This window comes from Mesorhizobium sp. M6A.T.Ce.TU.002.03.1.1, assembly GCF_003997275.1.
Classification (GTDB): domain Bacteria; phylum Pseudomonadota; class Alphaproteobacteria; order Rhizobiales; family Rhizobiaceae; genus Mesorhizobium; species Mesorhizobium mediterraneum.
Genome location: NZ_RZTI01000123.1, coordinates 1 through 18,362, shown reverse-complemented (window position 1 = coordinate 18,362; position 18,362 = coordinate 1). Strand labels below are relative to the sequence as shown.

Sequence of the window (18,362 nt, the reverse complement as noted above, 5' to 3'; positions counted from 1 at the left end):
TCACCGAAAACCACGCCCTCGGCATCGCAGCGCGTGACGGGCCGGCCGAGTTCGACCGTCACGCCGAGCCGCTCGAGCGCCTTGCTGGCGTAATCGGAGAGTTCCGGGGCGAAATTGGGAAGGACGCGGTCGCCGGCCTCGATCAGCACCACGCGCGTCTGCCGCGTGTCGATGTTGCGGAACTCGCCGCGCAGCGTGTCGTGCGCCAGTTCGACAATAGTGCCGGCCAGTTCCACGCCGGTCGGCCCGCCACCGACGATCGCCAGCGTAAGCAGCGCCTGGCGCTTGGTGGGATCGGTTTCCCGCTCGGCCTGCTCGAAGGCGAGCAGAATGCGCCGTCGAATGGTGGTGGCGTCCTCCAGCGTCTTCAACCCCGGTGCGAAAGGCTCCCATTCGTCATGGCCGAAATAGGCGTGGCGGGCGCCGGTGGCTAGCAGCAACGTGTCGTAGGCGACCGCATTGCCATCATCGAGCAGCACGCGTTTGCCGGCGCGGTCGACACCGCTGACGGTGGCGAGCAGCGTCGTCACGTCCTTGCGCTTGCGCAGGAGATGGCGGATCGGCCAGGCGACTTCCGAGGTCGCCAGCGCCGTGGTCGCCACCTGGTAGAGCAGCGGCTGGAAGAGATGGTGGTTGCGCTTGTCGATCATGGTGATGCGCACCGGCGCACCGTCAAGCGCGCGGGTGAATTCGAGCCCCCCAAAGCCTGCCCCGACGACAACGACGTGATGGCTGGATTCATTCATCTCATTCACTCCGGAGAGCAATTTCGCCAAGGCTGATGTAGATAGTTTTGTGCACTGCAACAACATCCAACTTTGCCGACTGCCCGCCCTAAGATGTCGCGAATGTACATGCCCCCATCCTGCCGGCGGATATAATTTCATCGAAACAGACGACGGGAGTGGAACTTGGATAGCGATCATGACGACGGTCCGGCGCACTATTCTTCGCCGCCTTGCTTCATGCATGAGCTCGACCCGGAATTCCGGGCGTCCCTATCCGACTGGACCGACGTCAAACGATGGCGCAAGGCCGAACGCGAGCGGCTGATTGCAGCCCGCCTCGCTGTCTCGGCTGACGTGCGGACGGCAATGTCGCAGCGCATCGGCGAAAGCCTCGACGCGGTGATCGGTGACATCGCCGGCCGCATGATCAGCCTCTATTGGCCGTTCCGCGGCGAGCCGGATCTGCGGCCATGGATGGCGTCCATCAATGAGCGCGGTGGCCGCACCGCACTGCCTGTTGTCATCGAGAAAGGCAGGCCGCTTATCTTTCGCGTCTACGCACCGGGCGACCGGCTCGAGAAGGGTGTCTGGAATATCCCGATCCCGGCTGAAGGCGATCCGGTGCTGCCCGACATCGTCATTTCGCCGATCGTCGGCATCGATCCAGGACAGTATCGGCTGGGCTATGGCGGCGGTTTCTTCGACCGGACGCTGGCGGCGATGCCGGTCAAGCCGCTGGTCATCGGTGTCGGTTACGAGTTGCAGCGCATCGCCACCATCTACCCGCAACCGCATGACGTACCGATGGACCGGGTGGTGACAGAGGCCTTCGAGGCCTAAGCCATCTCCGGCTTCATCCCCACGGCCGTTCGGTCGACGATCTCGCGCAAGGCGAAGGACGAATTGATCTTCGTCACATGCGGCATCGCCGACAGCCACTCCTTGTGGATGCGCTCATAGTCGACGAGGTCCTTCGCCGCGATGCGCAGTATATAATCGTATTCGCCTGACATGAGGTGGCAGGACAGAACATTCGGGCAGCGCTTTATCGCCGCCTCGAAATCCGACAGTGTTTTCTCGAATTGCCCCGATAGCGATATATGCACGATCGCCGTCATCTGGTGGCCAAGAGCGGCATTGGAAAGCCGGGCGTGATAGCCGCGGATGGTTCCGGATTTCTCCAGATTGTCCAGCCGCCGCGAGCAGGCCGACTGCGACAGGCCGACCTTCTCGGCAAGCGCCGCGTTGGGTATCCGCCCATCCTTCTGCAATGTCTCGAGTATGGCGATATCGATCCTGTCGAGCGGCATTTTTCGGGATTCCTGCGACAATCCATCTATTTTGCGCAACGATTATCGAACCACACCCTCTTGCGCAAGCGCATTCGCAAACACCTACGGGACGATTCGTGGTTCACTATCTCTGGACAGGGAACATGCCCCAAAGGGCTGGATCAGGAGGAGAAGAAGATGCGCGTCGGCTGCCCCCGGGAAATCAAGAACCACGAATACCGCGTCGGCCTGACGCCGGGCTCGGTCCGCGAATATGTCGCGCATGGCCACGAAGTGCTGGTCGAGACCGGTGCCGGCGCCGGCATCGGCGCCGACGACAACGCCTATCGCGCCGCCGGCGCCACCATCGCCAAGACGGCCGCCGACGTGTTCGCCAAGTCCGACATGATCGTCAAGGTCAAAGAACCTCAGCCCAATGAATGGGCTCAGCTCCGTGACGGCCAGATACTCTACACCTATCTCCATCTCGCTCCAGATCCGGAGCAGACCAAGGGCCTGCTGGCCTCGGGCGTGACGGCCATCGCCTACGAGACCGTCACCGACGACCGCGGCGGCCTGCCGCTGCTGGCGCCGATGTCGGAAGTTGCCGGCCGCCTGTCGATCCAGGCCGGCGCTACCGCGCTGCAAAAGGCCAATGGCGGCCGCGGCGTGCTGCTCGGCGGCGTGCCCGGCGTGCTGCCCGGCAAGGTCACTGTGCTCGGCGGCGGCGTCGTCGGCCTGCATGCCGCCCGGATGGCGGCAGGGCTTGGCGCCGACGTCACCATCATCGACCGTTCGATCCCGCGCCTGCGCCAGCTCGACGATATCTTCGGCGGCCGCGTCCACACTCGCTACTCGACCGTCGAGGCGCTGGAAGAGGAATGTTTTTCGGCTGACATCGTCGTCGGGGCCGTGCTGATCCCGGGTGCCGCCGCGCCGAAACTCGTTTCGCGCGAAATGCTATCGGGCATGAAGAAAGGTTCCGTGCTGGTCGACGTCGCCATCGACCAGGGCGGCTGCTTCGAGACCTCGCACGCCACAACCCATGCCGAGCCGACCTATGAGGTCGACGGCGTCATTCACTATTGCGTCGCCAACATGCCGGGCGCGGTGCCGGTCACCTCGGCCCATGCGCTCAACAACGCGACTCTGCATTATGGCCTGCAGCTCGCCGACAAGGGCCTGAAGGCGCTGGTCGACGATCATCATTTGCGCAACGGCCTGAATGTCCACAAGGGCAAGATCACCAACCGCGCGGTGGCCGAAGCACTCGGCTACGATCTGGTCGAGCCGAAGGCCGTTCTCGCCGCCTGAACCCGCCCCTGATTCCTTCCCCACAGAGCCGCCGACGCCTGTCGGCGGCTCTGTTTTTCCGCAAGCAGATTTCACGGTTTGCGATTAGCTGACCGGTTTTGCTCGGCTTGCTTGCAATCTGCTCCTCCTGTGACTTTTTTGCTACAGCGGCCAGCATGGGCTGCTGCTAGAGACGTGCTGGGTTTCAAAGGGTAGGGGCAATGATCAGCAAAAGATTCGCAAAATCTGTTCTTCTTGGCGCGGTTTCCGTTCTGGCGCTTGGATCGGTTTCTCATGCCGCCGACGCAGTTGTGCCGGTCGTCGAGACGTCGGGCTTCAACTGGAGTGGCATCTATGTCGGCTTTGGTGTTGGCGCCGGCGCCAATGTCCACGAGCTCAGCAGCGATTTTTTTCCTGGCTTCTCGCTGAACGGCATTGGCGGTGAAGGCGTGTACGGTGAACTGACCGTCGGCTTCGACTACATGGTGTCGCCGCGCTTCCTGATCGGCGGGCTTTTGGACGCCCATGTCGGCAACATTGAAACCACGCTCGATGTTGCTGGATTGGACGCTTCGATCCGCGAGACCTATGGTTTCGACGCTGGTTTGCGGGTTGGCTACCTCTTCACGCCAAACACTTTGGGCTATGTGCTCGGCGGCTATTCCTGGCAGAAGTACAAGCTCGACACGAACGCAGGTTTTGACTTCGATTGGGACCAGAGCGGCTACTTTGTCGGAGCTGGCGTTGAAACGGCCATCAACAGCAACTGGACCATCAAGTCAGAATATCGCTATACCCGCTTCGGTACTCAGAACATTCTTTCCGAGTTCGATATACCGGACGGCGTTCTCGACACGGACACGTCGCGGCATACGTTCCAGGTTGCGGCCAACTATCGCTTTGGCGCCCAGAATGGCGGTGTCGCCTCTTTTGAGGCCCCTGCCTACAACTGGACTGGCTTCTACGTCGGCGGTGCCGCCGGCGCGGGTGCGTCGGTGCATCAGATCGAAGTTCCGCCGCTTGGTGGCCTGGAGTTCAACGGGCTCGGTGGCGAAGGTGTGTTCGGCGAATTGAACGTCGGCTACGACCATGACTTCGGCAGCTGGGTCGCAGGCGTCATGGTTGATGCCCGCTACTCCGGCATGACTTCAGAGCTGAAGCTCCCGGGCGGATCCATTAATCTGGATACTGATTACGGTTTCGATGTGCTTGGCCGCGTCGGTATGAAAGTCAACGAATCAACCCTGGCCTATGTGCTCGGCGGCTACAGCTGGCAGCACTTCGATCTGAATGCGTCCTCACCCATCGGTGATATCCTCGATTGGGACTCCAGCGGCTTCTCAGTTGGTGGCGGTCTGGAAACGGCTATGTCCAGCAACGTGACCGTCGGCCTCGAATACCGCTATTCGCAGTTCTCCAAGAACGATTTTTCGTCGGATATTGGGGCGCCGGATGACAGCCTCACCTCCACGCCTTCGTTCCACACCGTCCGTATCGGTGCGAAGTACAAGTTCAACTAAAACCGTCCAGACAACAGTCAAAGCCCGTCGGTCGTTCCGGCGGGCTTTTTCTTTGGGCGAGAGAATGCGGGCAACAAAAAAGCGGAGCCAAAGCCCCGCTTCCTCGGATGTCGAGACTTCCCGCCGGTTCATCCGCGGTCGGCAAATCGATCGACAATGCTTTTCTAACGCGACATTGCGACAGGCGTACGACAGATGAATACCGCCCGGATCGTCACGCGCGCTCGATCCGGCACTGGTAGCAATTGTTGCGCGCCGAGCGGACATGCACATAGGCGATGTCGTCGCGCTCGAACAAAGTCTCTGCCCGCGCCGCGATAGCGCCCGTCGGGATGACGCCGCCACTGCCATAGACGATGCGGTCGTCCTTGCCGTAGCCGCGGACGATGTAGTCGGTGCTTTCGAGCATTTCGGGAAGCGCCTCGGCTTCGGCAGCGCGCTCGCATTCCTCGGCGTGTAGAAAGATCGGCCCTGTCTCGGCATAGGGCTGCAATTCCGGGAATGGCCGGTAGGCCAGGATGAGATAGGCGTCGCCGGCGGCCACGTTGTTCAGGCAGTGGCGGCAAGGCACGCCGTCACCGTCGGATATTTTCCGCTCTGGTGTCAGGCCGTAGGCGTCCGGCCCGCCGCGCTGCAAGGCTCTGACATCTTCCGTGGGCAAGGCTTTGAACTGGATGGTCATGGCGAAATCTCCGGTATCGTCGACCGGAAATTACGCCGCTGCGCCAGCGCTCCCACCCGATTCCTGCCGAGTCTATCAGTCCATCAACGCATCGAGACCGCGCACCAGCCCGGTGACCTCCTGCACCCGCCGGATGGCGAGCAACGTGCCGGCCACGTAAGGAGCGGCGGACGATCCGGCGTCATGACGGATGGTCAGCCGCTCGTCGGGCAGGCCGAACAACGCCTCGCAGGACAGGATGTAGGAAGGCAGGCGAAGCGCATGCACCTGCACCCCCTCGCCCGCACCGACCGCCGCGCCGCGCGTTCCAGGCACACCGGAGACCTCCGAGACCGGCCGCGCGGTCGAAGCCTTGCGGACATCGGCCAGCGCCTCCGCAAGCTCGCGCGCGGTGCCGGACGGCGCGTCGGGCTTCTTGGCGCTGGCATAGTCGATGACCTCGACATCCGGCACATATTTCGCCGCCATTAGAGCAAACCGCTTCATCAGCGTGGCGGTGATCGAAAAATTGCCGGCTGCAATAACGCCGACACGATTGGCGCGTGCTGCAGCATCGATCTCGGCAAAATCGGCCGCACCCAACCCCGACGTGCCGATCACAACGTGCCGTCCTTTCTCCATGGCCAGCAGCGCATGGTCCTTCACTACATGCGGCTTGGTGTAGTCGACCAGCACGTCGGACGGCACCTCCAGCGCCTCGGCCAGCGAGGCGGAAACGGTGATGCCGTTGGCCGGGATGCCAACCAGCAGCCCGGAATCCTGCCCCGCGCCGCTGCGTGACACGGCCCCGGCCAGCGCCATGTCGCCTTGCGCCCCGATCGCCGGAACCAGCGCCTTGCCGACCCAGCCGGTCGCACCGGCCATCACCACACGTATCGCCATCGTTTTGGTCCTTTCGCGCCATCACATTGGGCTTGAACGACCAGCGATATGGAAAGAACCCGGCTCATTCAAGCCGGGCTCTCTTTTGACTGTTTTGACTGTTGATCCAGACGGAGAATAGGATTCGGCAGGCGTCGAGTATCTGACTTACTACCTTATGAAGTCGTCGAAGCGGCGGAGCGTCACCCGGCGATTGCGCCAATTCTCGTTCTGCGTTTGCACGAGCAGGAATTCCTCGCCGTAACCGACGGTTTCGAGCGCATAACCCGGCACGTCGAATTCGCGCACCAGGGTGCGCTTCAGCGAGGCGGCGCGCTGTTCGGACAGGATTTGGTTCGACTGGAAGGAGCCGACCGCGTCGGTATGGCCCTCGATCAAAACACGGGCACCAGGGTCGCGCCGCAAGATGCGCTGAAGCGCATCGGCGATGTTTTCGATCTTGCCGTATTGCGAGCTGGAAATGGCCGCTGAGCCAAAGGCGAAATTGATCGACTGGATATCGATCGAGCGGGCCATGCGCCGCAGGTCCGGCCGCCTCTTGAATTCGCGGATGGTGACGCGCTGGTTCGGGCGCAGCTTAACTCGGGGCGCCGCCTCAAGCTGGCGCTCGATCGTCGCCGCCGAGGGCGTGGTCGCCTGGGCGGCGGCTACGGTCGGCACGGCGAGCGCGGCAATCAGCGCGGCGGCAAATGTGCGTCGGGTCAGCATGTCTTTTCTCCTTCGGCCTCGGCCGCATTGATGGTGCCGGCAAGATGGCAAAGACAAGCTGAAGCTTTGATGAACAATAAGTTCAGGTTGCGGAGAAAATCATGGCCGCATGACGCTGGCCGAGCGCTCGGCTAAGGACATTGGATGCACGATCTCCTTCTTTTGCGCCACCGGCGCAAAGCCGAGTTTCTGGTAGAGCGGCAGTGCCGCAGGATGATCGAGCGTGCAGGTCTGCACCGTCACCCGCTTCGGCCCATGCGACCAGGCGGCGGCGATCGCCGCACCCAGGAACCAGCGGCCTATGCCTTGGCCTGTCGCATGCTCCATCATGCCGAAATAGGCGAGTTCCACTTCCTCCGGCAAATGCGGCTTGAGGTCGAAAAAGCCGGCCGGTGCGCCGTCGAGATAGAGCACCCTGATGTCGCGGTCTTCGCGGTGGATGCCTGCAGACAGCTCCTCGTCGCTTAGCCTCAGCACGTTGACCCAGTGCCATTTGCGGCCCACCCGGTCCATCAGATAGCGGTAGAAATGCAGTGGAATGTCCTTGGTCTTCAGCAATGCGATCTGACGGTTGTACGGCACTGGCGGCGAATAGGCCGGCGGCACATGCATTTCGAGAAACGTCACCGTGACCTCGATGTCTTCCAGCGCTCCGTTCTTCATCACCGTCAGTCCTTGCCCGTCACCACGGGCGTATCGGAAAGCCCACCCCATTCCGTCCATGAACCGTCGTAGAGCCTGTTGTCGGTATGGCCAAGCGTCTCGAGCGCCAGCGTGATCGCCGCCGCCGTAATGCCAGAACCGCAAGAGGTGACGACCGGCTTCGACAGGTCGATGCCGGCGTCCTCGATCACCTTGCGCAAGCGGTCTTTCGGCAGCAGTTCGCCGTTTTCAGCAAGCGCCGAAAACGGCACATTGTGCGCGCCGGGCATATGGCCTGAGCGGATGCCGGCGCGAGGTTCAGGCTCGGTACCGGCAAACCGGCCGGCAGATCGGGCGTCGGCGATCTGGTTTTCCCCCGTCCCAACGATCCGGCGCATGTCGGCAAGGCTGGCGACGCGAGCGGCATCGAAATCGGCGTGAAAAACGCAAGGCGCGATCTTCGTCGGCTCCGCCGTGACCGGCCGTCCCGCCGCTTTCCAGCGGTCGAAGCCGCCGTCCAATATATAGACCTGGAACACACCCATGACGCGGAACATCCACCACGCGCGCGGCGCCGAGAAGAAGCCCGGACCATCATAGACGACGATGGTGTCGTCGGCCGAGATACCCATCGCACCGACATATTGCGCGAAATGCTGCGGCGACGGCAGCGTGTGCGGCAGTGGGGAATCGGGATCCGAGATCGCATCCTGATCGAGGAAACGGGCGCCCGGAATGTGCGCTGCATCATATTCGGCGCGCGCGTCGCGCTTTTGCGCCGGCAGATACCAGGACGCGTCGACGATGGTCAGGCCGGGCTCGCCGAGGCGCTTCTGCAACCAATCCGCGTCGACGGTGAAAGGGCTGTCTTCGGCCATTCTTCTTCTCCTGTCCCGCCTCTGGCAAACTATATATCAAGCCGCGGGCATCGGGCCAAAGCGTATGCGGAAGCGCCGGTTTTCGCGACCCTTCTTCTCGATTTTACCGATATGGACCTCGCCGACTTCTCCAGTGCTCCTCACATGGGTGCCGCCGCAAGGCTGGCTGTCGATCGAGGCGTTGTCGCCGATGCAGACCAGGCGGATCTTGCCGGTGCCGACGGGTGGCCGAACATTCTTGGATTTCACCAGTCCGGGATTAGCCGCCAGTTCCTCGTCGGTGATCAGCCTGACAAAGACCGGGTGGTCGGCCCGCACCAGTTCCATCAGCCTGGCCGTCACGTCCTCCATGGTGAAGCCGGCATCGGGAATATCGAAGTCGACACGGCTGTCGTCCTCGGAAACCGAGGCACCGGTGATCGGGAACGGGCAGACGACGGTGAGCAAATGGCAGGCTGTGTGCATGCGCATCAGCAGATGCCGCCTCTCCCAATCGAGGGCGAGCTTTATCGGCTCGCCGATCTCAAGCGCCGCCCGCTCAGGCGGCGGCACGTGGATGATCTCGTCCTTGGTCTCGCCGGTGATGGTGGCGGCAACAGTTATCAGGCTGCCGTCGGCGCGTTCGAGAGTGCCCGTATCGCCCGGCTGCCCGCCCGACGTGGCATAGAAGATCGTCCGGTCCAGAATGATGCCGCCACGGTCGTTGACGGCGACAACCACGGCATCAGCCGTCCTGAGATAGGCGTCGCCACGAAACAGGGCATCCGTCCTGTAAGCCATCACGCAACCTTTTCGAAGGGCACCGAAATTGTGCTTCGCTGTTCCATCCAGCCCGGCACCGGCAGTTTCTTTTGGCGCAGGAATTCCGGGTTGAACAATTTCGACTGATAGCGCGTGCCGTAGTCGCAAAGCACGGTCACGATGGTGTGGCCGGGACCCATTTCGCGCGCCAGCCGGATCGCGCCGGCAATGTTGATGCCTGTCGAGCCGCCGACGCACAGGCCTTCCTCCTGGATCAGGTCGAAGACGATCGGCAGCGCGTCCTCATCTGGAATCTGGAAGGAGAAATCCGGCGTGAACCCCTCCAGATTGGCGGTGATCCGCCCCTGCCCGATGCCTTCGGTGATCGAGCTGCCTTCGGATTTCAACTCACCGCTGGTGTAGAAACTGTAGAGCGCCGCACCCAGCGGATCGGCGAGCGCGATCTTGACGTCCTTGCTCCTGGCCTTCAACCCAAAGGCGACGCCGGCCAGCGTTCCGCCGGAGCCGACCGCCGAGACGAAACCGTCGACCTTGCCGCCGGTCTGGGCCCAGATTTCTTCCGCCGTGGTGCGGGTATGGCCGTCACGGTTGGCAACGTTGTCGAACTGATTGGCCCAGATCGCGCCGTTCGGCTCGGACCTGGCCATCTGCTCGGCCAGACGGCCCGACAGTTTCACGTAATTGTTGGGATTCTTGTAGGGAACGGCAGGCACCTCGATCAGCTCGGCGCCGAGCAATTTGATCGTGTCCTTCTTCTCCTGGCTTTGCGTCTCGGGGATGACGATCACGGTGCGGTAGCCAAGCGCCTTGGCGACCAGCGTCAATCCGATGCCGGTGTTGCCGGCCGTCCCCTCGACGATGACCCCGCCCGGCCTCAAGAGCCCGCGCTGCTCGGCGTCGCGGATGATGAACAGCGCGGCGCGGTCCTTGACCGACTGGCCCGGATTCATGAATTCGGCCTTGCCCAGGATCTCGCAGCCGGTTTCTTCCGAAGCTTTGTTGAGGCGGATCAGAGGCGTGTTACCGATCGCTTCGATCACAGAACGGGGCATGGAGATTCCTTTATGCTTGCGGCGGAACCCTAGAAACCCGAAGCTTCGGTTTCAAGGCAAGAATTTGCCTGGTCCAGCGGCATTTCTGGGCTGCAATTCCTAAAACAGATGTCGCGTTCCAGCATTCGTTCGAAGCTTTCGCTGAAAAGCGCTCTTTTCATTCGATTTCTTCATCGCTAGAGCACAGGCTAAGAAAAAGTCGCAGGGCATAGCATGACTCTCTATCGGGCCAACCCGAAGCACGGCGTCGCCTGGATCACGGGCGGCAGCAGCGGCATCGGCCGTTCACTGGCCAAGGACCTTGCGGCTCAGGGCTATACCGTCGCGGTGACGGCGCTCGACGACGAACCGATCGACACGCTTGTCGTCGAGACGGCGCAGATGCCGGGCCGTGTCACGGCCTATCCCTGCGACGTCACCGACGAGAAGCGCATGGCAAAGACAGTCGCGGCGATCGAGAAGGATCTCGGCCCGATCGTCTTGGCCGTCTTCAATGCCGGGAACTATATTGCGACCGCCGGCGAAGATCTCACCGTCCGCGGGTTTCGCCAATCCTTCGATGTCAATTACTTCGGCATCATCAACGGCCTGGTGCCGGTCATCGAACGCATGCGTGTCCGCGCGCGCGGTCATGTCGTGCTGGTCGGTTCGGTCACCGCCTATTTCGGCTGGCCGACCACGGCCGCCTATGGCGGCACCAAGGCGGCGATCAATATTCTGGCTGAATCGCTGAAATACGACTTTGATAAGATGAACGTGCGCATCCAGGTGATGAATCCGGGCTTCGTCGACACGCCGCTGACCGAGAAGAATTTGCTGCCGATGCCCGGGCTGATGCCCGTCAATCGCGCTTCGCGCCGCATGGCGCGCGGCATCAAATCCGGCGGCTTCGAAGTAACCTTCCCGCGCCGCTTGAGCTGGGGCCTGAAGCTGCTCAGCATCCTGCCGAGACCACTCTGCCGGTGGGTCATCAGCACCGCGACCCGCTGGAAGGCACGTCCGCTGAATTTCGACCGCAAGCCGCCGAGCGAATAAGCCGGCCATCAAAGTTGGCGGTCCAGCCGCCGGCAGGATGCCCGTTGCGTGTTTGCATTTTGCGGCCATAGGTTGAAAATTGTTACGTGGAGTCTGCAATGGGGCGACGGATCGTGCTTGCGGTACTGGGTCTCGCCGTCATTCTTGTCCTGGCCTTCATGCTTGGCCCACGCGTGCAAGCCGACACGACGATCCGCTTCGATCCTTCCGTGATCGGCGATGACCCGCAAGCCTATCTGGCACGCAACGAGGCTGCCGTACCGGGCATCTACGACGGGCTGGAGAAGGAGATCATCTGGGCCAACCCGATGGTTCATGCCAGGACGCCGCTCGCGATCGTGTACATCCATGGCTTTTCGGCATCGAAGGGCGAGGTTCGTCCACTGCCCGACGAGGTGGCCGACGAGTTGGACGCCAATCTTTACTACACCCGCCTCACCGGCCACGGACAGGGCGGTGCTGCAATGGCCGAAGGCAGCGTCAACGCCTGGATCAACGACTATGAGGAAGCGCTCGCCATCGGCCGGGCGATCGGCGACAAGGTGATCGTCATCGCTACCTCGACCGGCGGCTCGCTGGCGGCCTGGGCTGCGACCCAGCCGGGCGCATCGGATGGGGTGGCGGCCATCGCGTTCATCTCGCCGAATTTCGGCGTCAAGGCTTCCGGCGCCGAACTCCTGACCATGCCGTGGGGCCGAGCGATCGCCGAGCTGGTCGCCGGCAAGGAACGCAGCTTCGTGCCACGCAATGCGCTGCACGAGAAATTCTGGACCTACCGCTATCCGATCGCCGCGACGCTGCCGATGGTGGCGCTTACCGAGCTTGCCTATGGCGCGCCGGTGGAGAAGGCGACGATCCCTGCCCTGTTCATCTTTTCGGATTCGGACAAAATCGTGCGGCCCGACCGCACCCGCGAAATTGCCGGGCGCTGGGGCGCCGCGCACGAATTGGTGCCGGTCGACGATACCGGCGATCGGGACAACCACGTCATTGCAGGTGACGCGCTGTCGCCAGCAACGACGGCTTTCCTCGCGCAGCGCATCGTCGTGTGGGTAGAGGCGGTGGTGAAGTAGGTCTCAGGCGAAAAAGGCGACCGAAGCATCGCTCCGATCGCCTTTTCAATTGTGAGCAGCCGAGCCCCGATAGGCTCGGCCGGATGCAACTATGTGATTACGCAGCCCGCGCCGCTGGCCGCTTACCGCCGAAGCGGCGCTTGTTGTTGCCCTTGAACGGCTTGGCGCCTTCCGGCTTGCGCTCGCCGGCAAAGGCCGGCTTGTCGCCGAAGCGCTTCTTGCCGTTGTTCTGGCCGCCTGGCCGCCTGCCGTCGCGACGACCATTGCGGTCGTTGGCCGGCTCGAAATGGCGCTCGTTCTTTTCGGCGGGATTGCGCTGCGGATCGGGGCTGCCGAGATGGTCGGCAACGATCGGCAGCTTGGTGCGGATGATGCGCTCGACCTGGCGCAGCTTGCTGTTCTCGGAGGGATCGCAAAGCGTGATGGCGATGCCGTCCATGCCGTTACGGCCGGTACGGCCGATGCGGTGGACATAGCTCTCCGCCTCGTCCGGCAGGTCGAAATTCACCACGTGGCTGATGCCGGGCACGTCGATGCCGCGCGCCGCGATATCGGTCGCCACAAGAATGCGCACCGAACCCTCGCGGAAATCGTTCAGCGCCTTCTGGCGGGCGTTCTGCGACTTGTTGCCGTGGATGACGGCGGCCTTGAAGCCGTCGCGCTCAAGGTCCTTGGTCACCCTGTCGGCGCCATGCTTGGTGCGCGAAAAGATGATGACGGACTTCATTGCCTCGTCGGCGAGCATCGTCGACAGCACCTGGCGCTTCTGCTTGGTGCGGGCGAAGACAACACCCTGCACGATCTCGGCTGCTGCGGTGCTGTGAGGCGCCACCTCGACGCGGATCGGGTTCTTCAGCAGGCCTTTCGCCAGTTCGGCGATTTCGGCCGGCATGGTCGCCGAGAACAGCACCGTCTGACGGTCCGGCGCGGTCGCCCTGGCGATGCGCTTGACGTCGTTGATGAAGCCCATGTCGAGCATGCGGTCGCCTTCGTCCAGCACCAGCCATTTGGTGTCGGCAAGCACAAGATCGCCCTCACGCACCAGGTCGGTCAGCCGGCCGGGCGTGGCAATCAAAATGTCGACGCCGGGAGCAATCTTCTTCACCTGGCTGAAGCGCGAGACGCCGCCAAGCACGAGTGCTGTCGAGACATGCGCGCCCTTGGCGAGCAGCTTGATCATCTCTTCGATCTGCACGGCAAGCTCACGCGTCGGCGCCAGGATCAGCGCGCGAGCGGTCTTCGGCCGGCGCTTGGTGCCGAGCGCGATGATCTTCGACAGGATCGGCAGCGCGAACGCCGCGGTCTTGCCCGAACCGGTCTGGGCGATGCCAAAAATGTCACGGCCTTCCAGCTGCGGCGGGATCGCCTGGGCCTGGATCGGCTTCGGCTCGGTGAAGCCGGCGCCATGGGTGGCCTTGAGCAGCGCGCCGGTGATTCCAAGTGCTGCGAAACCCGAAAGTTCCCCAGTGTTCGTACCGGTCAAATTGTTTTCACCGGTCAAAGTGTTTTCGTTGGTCAAAGTATTCTTCTTTCACGCGGCTCGTGGCCGCAAACATCGATGGCGGCAGGGCGCAACCTGCCGTCGAAAAAACTGTCATGAAACGACAAGGCGGCGGACACTATCGTCCGCACGGCTGCGCTGTCGTGCCCGCAGGCATCATGCCACGGGGCTTTTTCGCCGCCTTGCCGATATGTCGGAAAGAGGGAAAACAGACGCAACCAGTCTCATTCGTCGAGAAGGCCGGATACTCCCGGCCCAAGCGCCTATGTCGCCGCATATGGCCCAGTTCGCCGCGGAATGCAAGGGGCGCCATGTTGCGGCGCAGCAAATCGACGGCAAAAGCCGCGCTTGCGCTCCCCTGCCTGCATGATTACCACAAATCAGCTTCCGTATTGGGGATCGACCGATGAAGGACGTGCTGAAGGAACTCGAGCGCCGCCGCGACATGGCACGCATGGGCGGCGGTCAGGCCCGGATCGACGCACAGCACAAGAAGGGCAAGCTCACCGCGCGAGAACGCATCGACGTCTTTCTCGACGAGGGCTCGTTCGAGGAGTTCGACATGTATGTCGAGCATCGCTCGACCGATTTCGGCATGGAGAAGACCAAGATCGCCGGCGACGGCGTCGTCACCGGCTGGGGTACCGTCAACGGCCGCCCGGTCTATGTCTTCGCCAAGGATTTTACCGTGTTCGGCGGCTCGCTGTCCGAGGCCCACGCCGAAAAGGTGGTCAAGGTGCAGGAGATGGCGCTGCGCAACCGCGCACCGATCATCGGCCTCTACGACGCCGGCGGCGCCCGCATCCAGGAAGGCGTGGCAGCACTTGGCGGCTATGCCGAGATCTTCCAGCGCAATGTGCTCGCCTCCGGCGTCATCCCGCAGATTTCGCTGATCATGGGCCCTTGCGCCGGCGGCGACGTTTATTCGCCGGCCATGACCGATTTCATCTTCATGGTTCGCGACACCTCCTACATGTTCGTCACCGGGCCGGACGTGGTGAAGACCGTCACCAACGAGACAGTCACCGCCGAGAGCCTCGGCGGCGCCTCCGTCCACACGACGAAGTCCTCGATCGCCGATGGCGCCTATGACAATGACGTCGAGGCGTTGCTGCAGATGCGCCGGCTGGTCGATCTGCTGCCGGCCTCCAACACGGCTGATATCCCCGAGATCGAATGCTATCAGTCGGTCACCGATCACGATCTGTCGCTCGACCGGCTGATCCCCGACAACGCCAATAAACCCTACGACATCAAGGAGTTGATCCTTAAAGTTGCCGACGAGGGTGATTTCTTCGAGATCCAGCAGAGTTTTGCAAAAAACATCGTCACCGGTTTCGGGCGCGTCGAAGGCCGCACGGTCGGCTTCGTCGCCAACCAGCCGATGGTGCTGGCGGGCGTGCTCGACTCGGACGCCAGCCGCAAGGCGGCGCGGTTCGTTCGCTTCTGCGACTGTTTCTCGATTCCGATCGTCACCTTAGTCGACGTTCCGGGCTTTCTGCCCGGCACCGCGCAGGAATATGGCGGGCTGATCAAGCATGGCGCCAAGCTTTTGTTCGCCTATGCCGAGGCGACCGTTCCGAAGATCACCGTCATCACCCGAAAGGCCTATGGCGGTGCGTATGACGTGATGGCGTCAAAGCATCTGCGCGGCGACATGAACTATGCCTGGCCGACGGCGCAGATCGCAGTGATGGGCGCCAGAGGCGCCGTTGAGATCATCTATCGCAAGGACATCGGCGATGCGGAGAAGATCGCAGCGCATACAAAGGCTTACGAGGATCGCTTCCTGTCGCCCTTCGTCGCCGCCGAGCGCGGCTACGTCGATGAGGTGATCATGCCACATTCGACCCGTCGTCGCATCGCGCGCGCGCTCCGCATGCTGCGCAACAAGGATATGCAGAACCCTTGGAAGAAGCACGACAACATTCCGCTGTGACGGCGCTGACAGCGCGAAAGCGGCCACAGCAAAAGCTCACTCCGCTTCCGCCGCGCCAAATCCTGCTCCCATGGTGGCACGGACAGCGCCCGCCCAAGGTGTCGCGTGGTTGTCGATGCGCATCTGAAAAATGAAATAGGTCGGCGAGCAGAAGCCGATACCTTTCACCTTACCGATACCAGGCGTGTCTGGTGGCAGCGACTGGCACATATAGTCCTCGCGGCAGAAATGATCGGCCGAGCAAGCCGGCCGGTTGCCGCGATTGACCGCGCCGCCGAGGCACTGGTCGAAATTGTTGGTCGCCACGCAAGTGTCGAATTTCTTGCCGCCGACCAGCCCGCAGATCTCGTTCGGCATCGGCTTGCCCGGCTTGAAGCCGGCAAAGGCACGATCCTTGTCGTCGCAGCCGCGATAGGCGATGCCGGCCGGCACGCCGATCTTCGGCGGCCGGCACGTGTAGGCGGTGCGCGAAATGTCGGTCGCGAAGGCCGCAAACTGGCCTGATATGCTGTAGCGGTCGTTGAAAGGCTGCGTGCCGTTGCTGGCGATCGAGCCGGTCAGGCACGGGTGGCCGGCAAACATCTTGTCGCTGTCCTTAGGCAACAGGCATTGCGCCAGTTTGGTCCGCACGCCCGACGCAGTCGCCAGCGGCGTGCAGACAGTGCCGCCGCCGCATTGCCAAGTCGTGCCGAAACGGGCCGCATCCTCCGGCATCAGGCACGGCATCGCCATTGCGGCCGGCGCATAGGCGACCTCGCCGGCGTCCTTCCATGCCGCCGGCGGCGCGAAGGACAATGGGCGGAAGCGGTTCGGCTCCTTGCCTTCTGCCGTCGCGCGCAGCCAGGCCTCGCGCCGCGGCATCTCGGCATTAAGATGCGGAGAGATGCCGACCTCGATGCGGTTCAGCGGCGACGTGGTCTTGTCGTCGAGACCGATGAAATGGAAACCGGCGGTCGAACCCGCCTGGTGGCACCCCTGACAGGCGCCATTATCCAGCCGCTCGACCAGCGCTTCCGGCGTGCGCACCAGCTTCAAGGCGGAATAATCGAGCCCGACAAAATCCGCAGGCTGGAACAGCGGCGTGAACGGGTGATTGGCCTGCCTCGCGCTGCCGAAGGTCGACCATGAGATGACTTTTTTCGCCAGGAACTCATCGGGGATTTCGTAGACGCCGAGATCGACCGCCGCGAGATTGGCGCTGATATAGTCGGCGAGTTTCGCTTTCAGCGCGGCGTCTTCCGAGAGCAGCGCCACATCCGGCGTGTTTTCCAGCGGCCTCTCGCTGACCGTCTCTCCATCGATGCCAAAAATCCGCATGAGATAGGCGGCCTGGCCGCCGAATTCGGTCTCCTGGCCGGAGGGAAAGCGCACCACTTGTGCGTTGAGCTCGAGCTGCTTGAAGCTCAGTCCCGCCTTATCCAGCGGCCCACCGATGAGCCAGCCGGTATCGACGGTCTCGTCGAGCTGTGGCGTCCAGCGTCCGGCAACGCCGACGCAGCCGCCATCTGCGTCTGGCGTGGCGCTGTAAATGGCATTGAAGTTGAACGGCAGGCGCGAGGCCAGAACCTTGCCGTTCTTCTTGAAGCTGTAGGCGAGGCGATAAATGAAACGCACCTCGCCGCAACTCCCGTCGTCGCGCGCTTCGGTGAAATCGCGCCGGTCGATCCTATTGACGACACCGACCAGCCTGAAGCGCGCGGCGCCGGTCTTCAGCCAGCGCATGTCCATGATGCGGCCGACATTGCCGTCGGTGACTTCGTAGAGCGGCCGCCCGCCAGCCTTCATCTCGGCCCGCAGCGCGGCGACATCGCCGGCAATCGTTTCGACGATTGCGTGATAGCCCGGTGCCTTGTCATAGAGCGTCTTCAGGTCGCCCTTGCCATCGACGCCGAAAATGCCGGCGAAACCAAAACCCTTGGCATCGAGGGCGGCGAGCACGGCCGGATCGTCGACGATGGTCACGAGACCTTCGGCGCGCGCGGTGTGTGCCATGAAAACGGCGATGAAGACTGTGGCAAGCAGCGCGACCCAGCGGTTCATCCAGCAGTCACCTCGTTGCGACGTTCGGCAAGCTGGCGCAGCACCGGCAGCAGCGCCAGCGGCAAGTCTTCGGCGATCAGCCCCGGTCCGAAACGGCTGCCGGCCTCGGCATGGATCCAGACCGCTGCGCAGGCGGCTTCGAAAGCCGGCATGCCTTGCGCCAGAAAGCCGGCGATGATGCCCGACAGCACGTCGCCCGAACCGGCGGTGGCCAACCATGGCGCGCCATTGCCGTTGATCGCGGCGCTGCCATCGGGCGCCGCGATCACGGTGTCCGCGCCCTTGTAGATGACGATGGCGCCGGCGCGCTCGGCGGCACTGCGCGCCCTGGCCGGCTTCGACAGATTCCTGTCTCC

General features: G+C 62.7%; 18 protein-coding genes. 6 read left to right on the top strand and 12 right to left on the bottom strand.

What is annotated here, in order from left to right; translation table 11 throughout:
- The coding region (locus EOC93_RS26725) for an FAD-dependent oxidoreductase (protein WP_164759287.1) at window positions 1-746 on the bottom strand (746 nt) is incomplete at its 3' end.
- Window positions 747-911: 165 nt separating this feature from the next.
- Between EOC93_RS26725 and EOC93_RS26720 the strand changes: the two genes are divergently transcribed.
- Window positions 912-1,568 (top strand): 5-formyltetrahydrofolate cyclo-ligase, encoded by a 657-nt coding sequence (locus EOC93_RS26720; RefSeq protein ID WP_127206123.1) that lies wholly within the window; start codon window positions 912-914, stop codon window positions 1,566-1,568.
- Here the strand turns inward: EOC93_RS26720 and EOC93_RS26715 are convergent.
- Window positions 1,565-2,038 carry an Lrp/AsnC family transcriptional regulator gene (locus EOC93_RS26715; RefSeq protein ID WP_095488596.1) on the bottom strand — a complete coding sequence of 158 codons (474 nt, stop codon included), beginning with the start codon at window positions 2,036-2,038 and terminating at the stop codon, window positions 1,565-1,567. The two genes, EOC93_RS26720 and EOC93_RS26715, sit on opposite strands and share 4 nt — an antisense overlap.
- Before the next feature lie 159 nt (window positions 2,039-2,197).
- Between EOC93_RS26715 and ald the strand changes: the two genes are divergently transcribed.
- A complete protein-coding gene (ald, locus tag EOC93_RS26710) occupies window positions 2,198-3,313 on the top strand; it encodes an alanine dehydrogenase (RefSeq protein ID WP_126106674.1) in 1,116 nt (371 codons plus the stop codon).
- Window positions 3,314-3,513: 200 nt separating this feature from the next.
- A complete protein-coding gene (locus EOC93_RS26705; protein WP_127206122.1) occupies window positions 3,514-4,812 on the top strand; it encodes an outer membrane beta-barrel protein in 1,299 nt (432 codons plus the stop codon).
- A 214-nt stretch (window positions 4,813-5,026) separates the two neighbouring features.
- Here the strand turns inward: EOC93_RS26705 and EOC93_RS26700 are convergent, their stop codons facing one another.
- From EOC93_RS26700 to EOC93_RS26670, 7 genes are all read right to left on the bottom strand, one after another.
- The gene (locus tag EOC93_RS26700; RefSeq protein WP_127206121.1) at window positions 5,027-5,494 is read right to left on the bottom strand and encodes a DUF1203 domain-containing protein; all 468 of its coding nucleotides are present in this window, start codon (window positions 5,492-5,494) and stop codon (window positions 5,027-5,029) included.
- Between the two features lie 75 nt (window positions 5,495-5,569).
- Window positions 5,570-6,376 (bottom strand): 4-hydroxy-tetrahydrodipicolinate reductase, encoded by an 807-nt coding sequence (dapB, locus tag EOC93_RS26695; protein ID WP_127206120.1) that lies wholly within the window; start codon window positions 6,374-6,376, stop codon window positions 5,570-5,572.
- A gap of 150 nt (window positions 6,377-6,526) precedes the next feature.
- A complete protein-coding gene (locus tag EOC93_RS26690) occupies window positions 6,527-7,084 on the bottom strand; it encodes an OmpA family protein (RefSeq protein WP_127206119.1) in 558 nt (185 codons plus the stop codon).
- Between the two features lie 99 nt (window positions 7,085-7,183).
- A complete protein-coding gene (locus tag EOC93_RS26685; protein WP_095488665.1) occupies window positions 7,184-7,747 on the bottom strand; it encodes a GNAT family N-acetyltransferase in 564 nt (187 codons plus the stop codon).
- Between the two features lie 5 nt (window positions 7,748-7,752).
- The gene (sseA, locus tag EOC93_RS26680) at window positions 7,753-8,604 is read right to left on the bottom strand and encodes a 3-mercaptopyruvate sulfurtransferase (RefSeq protein WP_095488590.1); all 852 of its coding nucleotides are present in this window, start codon (window positions 8,602-8,604) and stop codon (window positions 7,753-7,755) included.
- Between the two features lie 36 nt (window positions 8,605-8,640).
- A complete protein-coding gene (locus EOC93_RS26675; protein ID WP_127206118.1) occupies window positions 8,641-9,384 on the bottom strand; it encodes an alanyl-tRNA editing protein in 744 nt (247 codons plus the stop codon).
- On the bottom strand, window positions 9,384-10,418 hold the full coding sequence (locus EOC93_RS26670; protein ID WP_095488588.1) for a cysteine synthase A: 1,035 nt from the start codon (window positions 10,416-10,418) through the stop codon (window positions 9,384-9,386). The genes EOC93_RS26675 and EOC93_RS26670 overlap by 1 nt, the downstream gene beginning before the upstream one ends.
- Window positions 10,419-10,631: 213 nt before the next feature.
- Here EOC93_RS26670 and EOC93_RS26665 point away from each other — a divergent pair, with 213 nt between their 5' ends.
- Window positions 10,632-11,453 (top strand): SDR family oxidoreductase, encoded by an 822-nt coding sequence (locus EOC93_RS26665; protein WP_127206117.1) that lies wholly within the window; start codon window positions 10,632-10,634, stop codon window positions 11,451-11,453.
- 98 nt (window positions 11,454-11,551) lie between these two features.
- Window positions 11,552-12,526 carry an alpha/beta fold hydrolase gene (locus tag EOC93_RS26660; RefSeq protein WP_127206116.1) on the top strand — a complete coding sequence of 325 codons (975 nt, stop codon included), beginning with the start codon at window positions 11,552-11,554 and terminating at the stop codon, window positions 12,524-12,526.
- Between the two features lie 97 nt (window positions 12,527-12,623).
- Here EOC93_RS26660 and EOC93_RS26655 read toward each other — a convergent pair whose 3' ends face one another.
- Window positions 12,624-14,027: a DEAD/DEAH box helicase gene (locus tag EOC93_RS26655; protein WP_127206124.1), complete on the bottom strand. Its 1,404-nt coding sequence runs from the start codon at window positions 14,025-14,027 to the stop codon at window positions 12,624-12,626.
- Between the two features lie 406 nt (window positions 14,028-14,433).
- Here EOC93_RS26655 and EOC93_RS26650 point away from each other — a divergent pair, with 406 nt between their 5' ends.
- A complete protein-coding gene (locus EOC93_RS26650; protein ID WP_127206115.1) occupies window positions 14,434-15,966 on the top strand; it encodes an acyl-CoA carboxylase subunit beta in 1,533 nt (510 codons plus the stop codon).
- 36 nt (window positions 15,967-16,002) lie between these two features.
- Here the strand turns inward: EOC93_RS26650 and EOC93_RS26645 are convergent, their stop codons facing one another.
- Together EOC93_RS26645 and EOC93_RS26640 are read right to left on the bottom strand one after the other, a co-directional pair.
- Window positions 16,003-18,006 carry a hypothetical protein gene (locus EOC93_RS26645; RefSeq protein WP_127206114.1) on the bottom strand — a complete coding sequence of 668 codons (2,004 nt, stop codon included), beginning with the start codon at window positions 18,004-18,006 and terminating at the stop codon, window positions 16,003-16,005.
- Window positions 18,003-18,362: NAD(P)H-hydrate dehydratase (locus EOC93_RS26640; protein WP_281033160.1), on the bottom strand; the 360-nt coding region annotated here is incomplete at its 5' end. The genes EOC93_RS26645 and EOC93_RS26640, both read right to left, overlap by 4 nt.

Coding starts and splice junctions, on each gene's coding strand:
- EOC93_RS26690 (WP_127206119.1), bottom strand. CDS start 7,084: ATGCTGACCCGACGCACATTTGCCGCCGCGCTGATTGCCGCGCTCGCC.
- EOC93_RS26660 (WP_127206116.1), top strand. CDS start 11,552: ATGGGGCGACGGATCGTGCTTGCGGTACTGGGTCTCGCCGTCATTCTT.
- sseA (WP_095488590.1), bottom strand. CDS start 8,604: ATGGCCGAAGACAGCCCTTTCACCGTCGACGCGGATTGGTTGCAGAAG.
- EOC93_RS26665 (WP_127206117.1), top strand. CDS start 10,632: ATGACTCTCTATCGGGCCAACCCGAAGCACGGCGTCGCCTGGATCACG.
- EOC93_RS26705 (WP_127206122.1), top strand. CDS start 3,514: ATGATCAGCAAAAGATTCGCAAAATCTGTTCTTCTTGGCGCGGTTTCC.
- EOC93_RS26670 (WP_095488588.1), bottom strand. CDS start 10,418: ATGCCCCGTTCTGTGATCGAAGCGATCGGTAACACGCCTCTGATCCGC.
- ald (WP_126106674.1), top strand. CDS start 2,198: ATGCGCGTCGGCTGCCCCCGGGAAATCAAGAACCACGAATACCGCGTC.
- EOC93_RS26650 (WP_127206115.1), top strand. CDS start 14,434: ATGAAGGACGTGCTGAAGGAACTCGAGCGCCGCCGCGACATGGCACGC.
- EOC93_RS26675 (WP_127206118.1), bottom strand. CDS start 9,384: ATGGCTTACAGGACGGATGCCCTGTTTCGTGGCGACGCCTATCTCAGG.
- EOC93_RS26685 (WP_095488665.1), bottom strand. CDS start 7,747: ATGAAGAACGGAGCGCTGGAAGACATCGAGGTCACGGTGACGTTTCTC.
- dapB (WP_127206120.1), bottom strand. CDS start 6,376: ATGGCGATACGTGTGGTGATGGCCGGTGCGACCGGCTGGGTCGGCAAG.
- EOC93_RS26700 (WP_127206121.1), bottom strand. CDS start 5,494: ATGACCATCCAGTTCAAAGCCTTGCCCACGGAAGATGTCAGAGCCTTG.
- EOC93_RS26645 (WP_127206114.1), bottom strand. CDS start 18,006: ATGAACCGCTGGGTCGCGCTGCTTGCCACAGTCTTCATCGCCGTTTTC.
- EOC93_RS26715 (WP_095488596.1), bottom strand. CDS start 2,038: ATGCCGCTCGACAGGATCGATATCGCCATACTCGAGACATTGCAGAAG.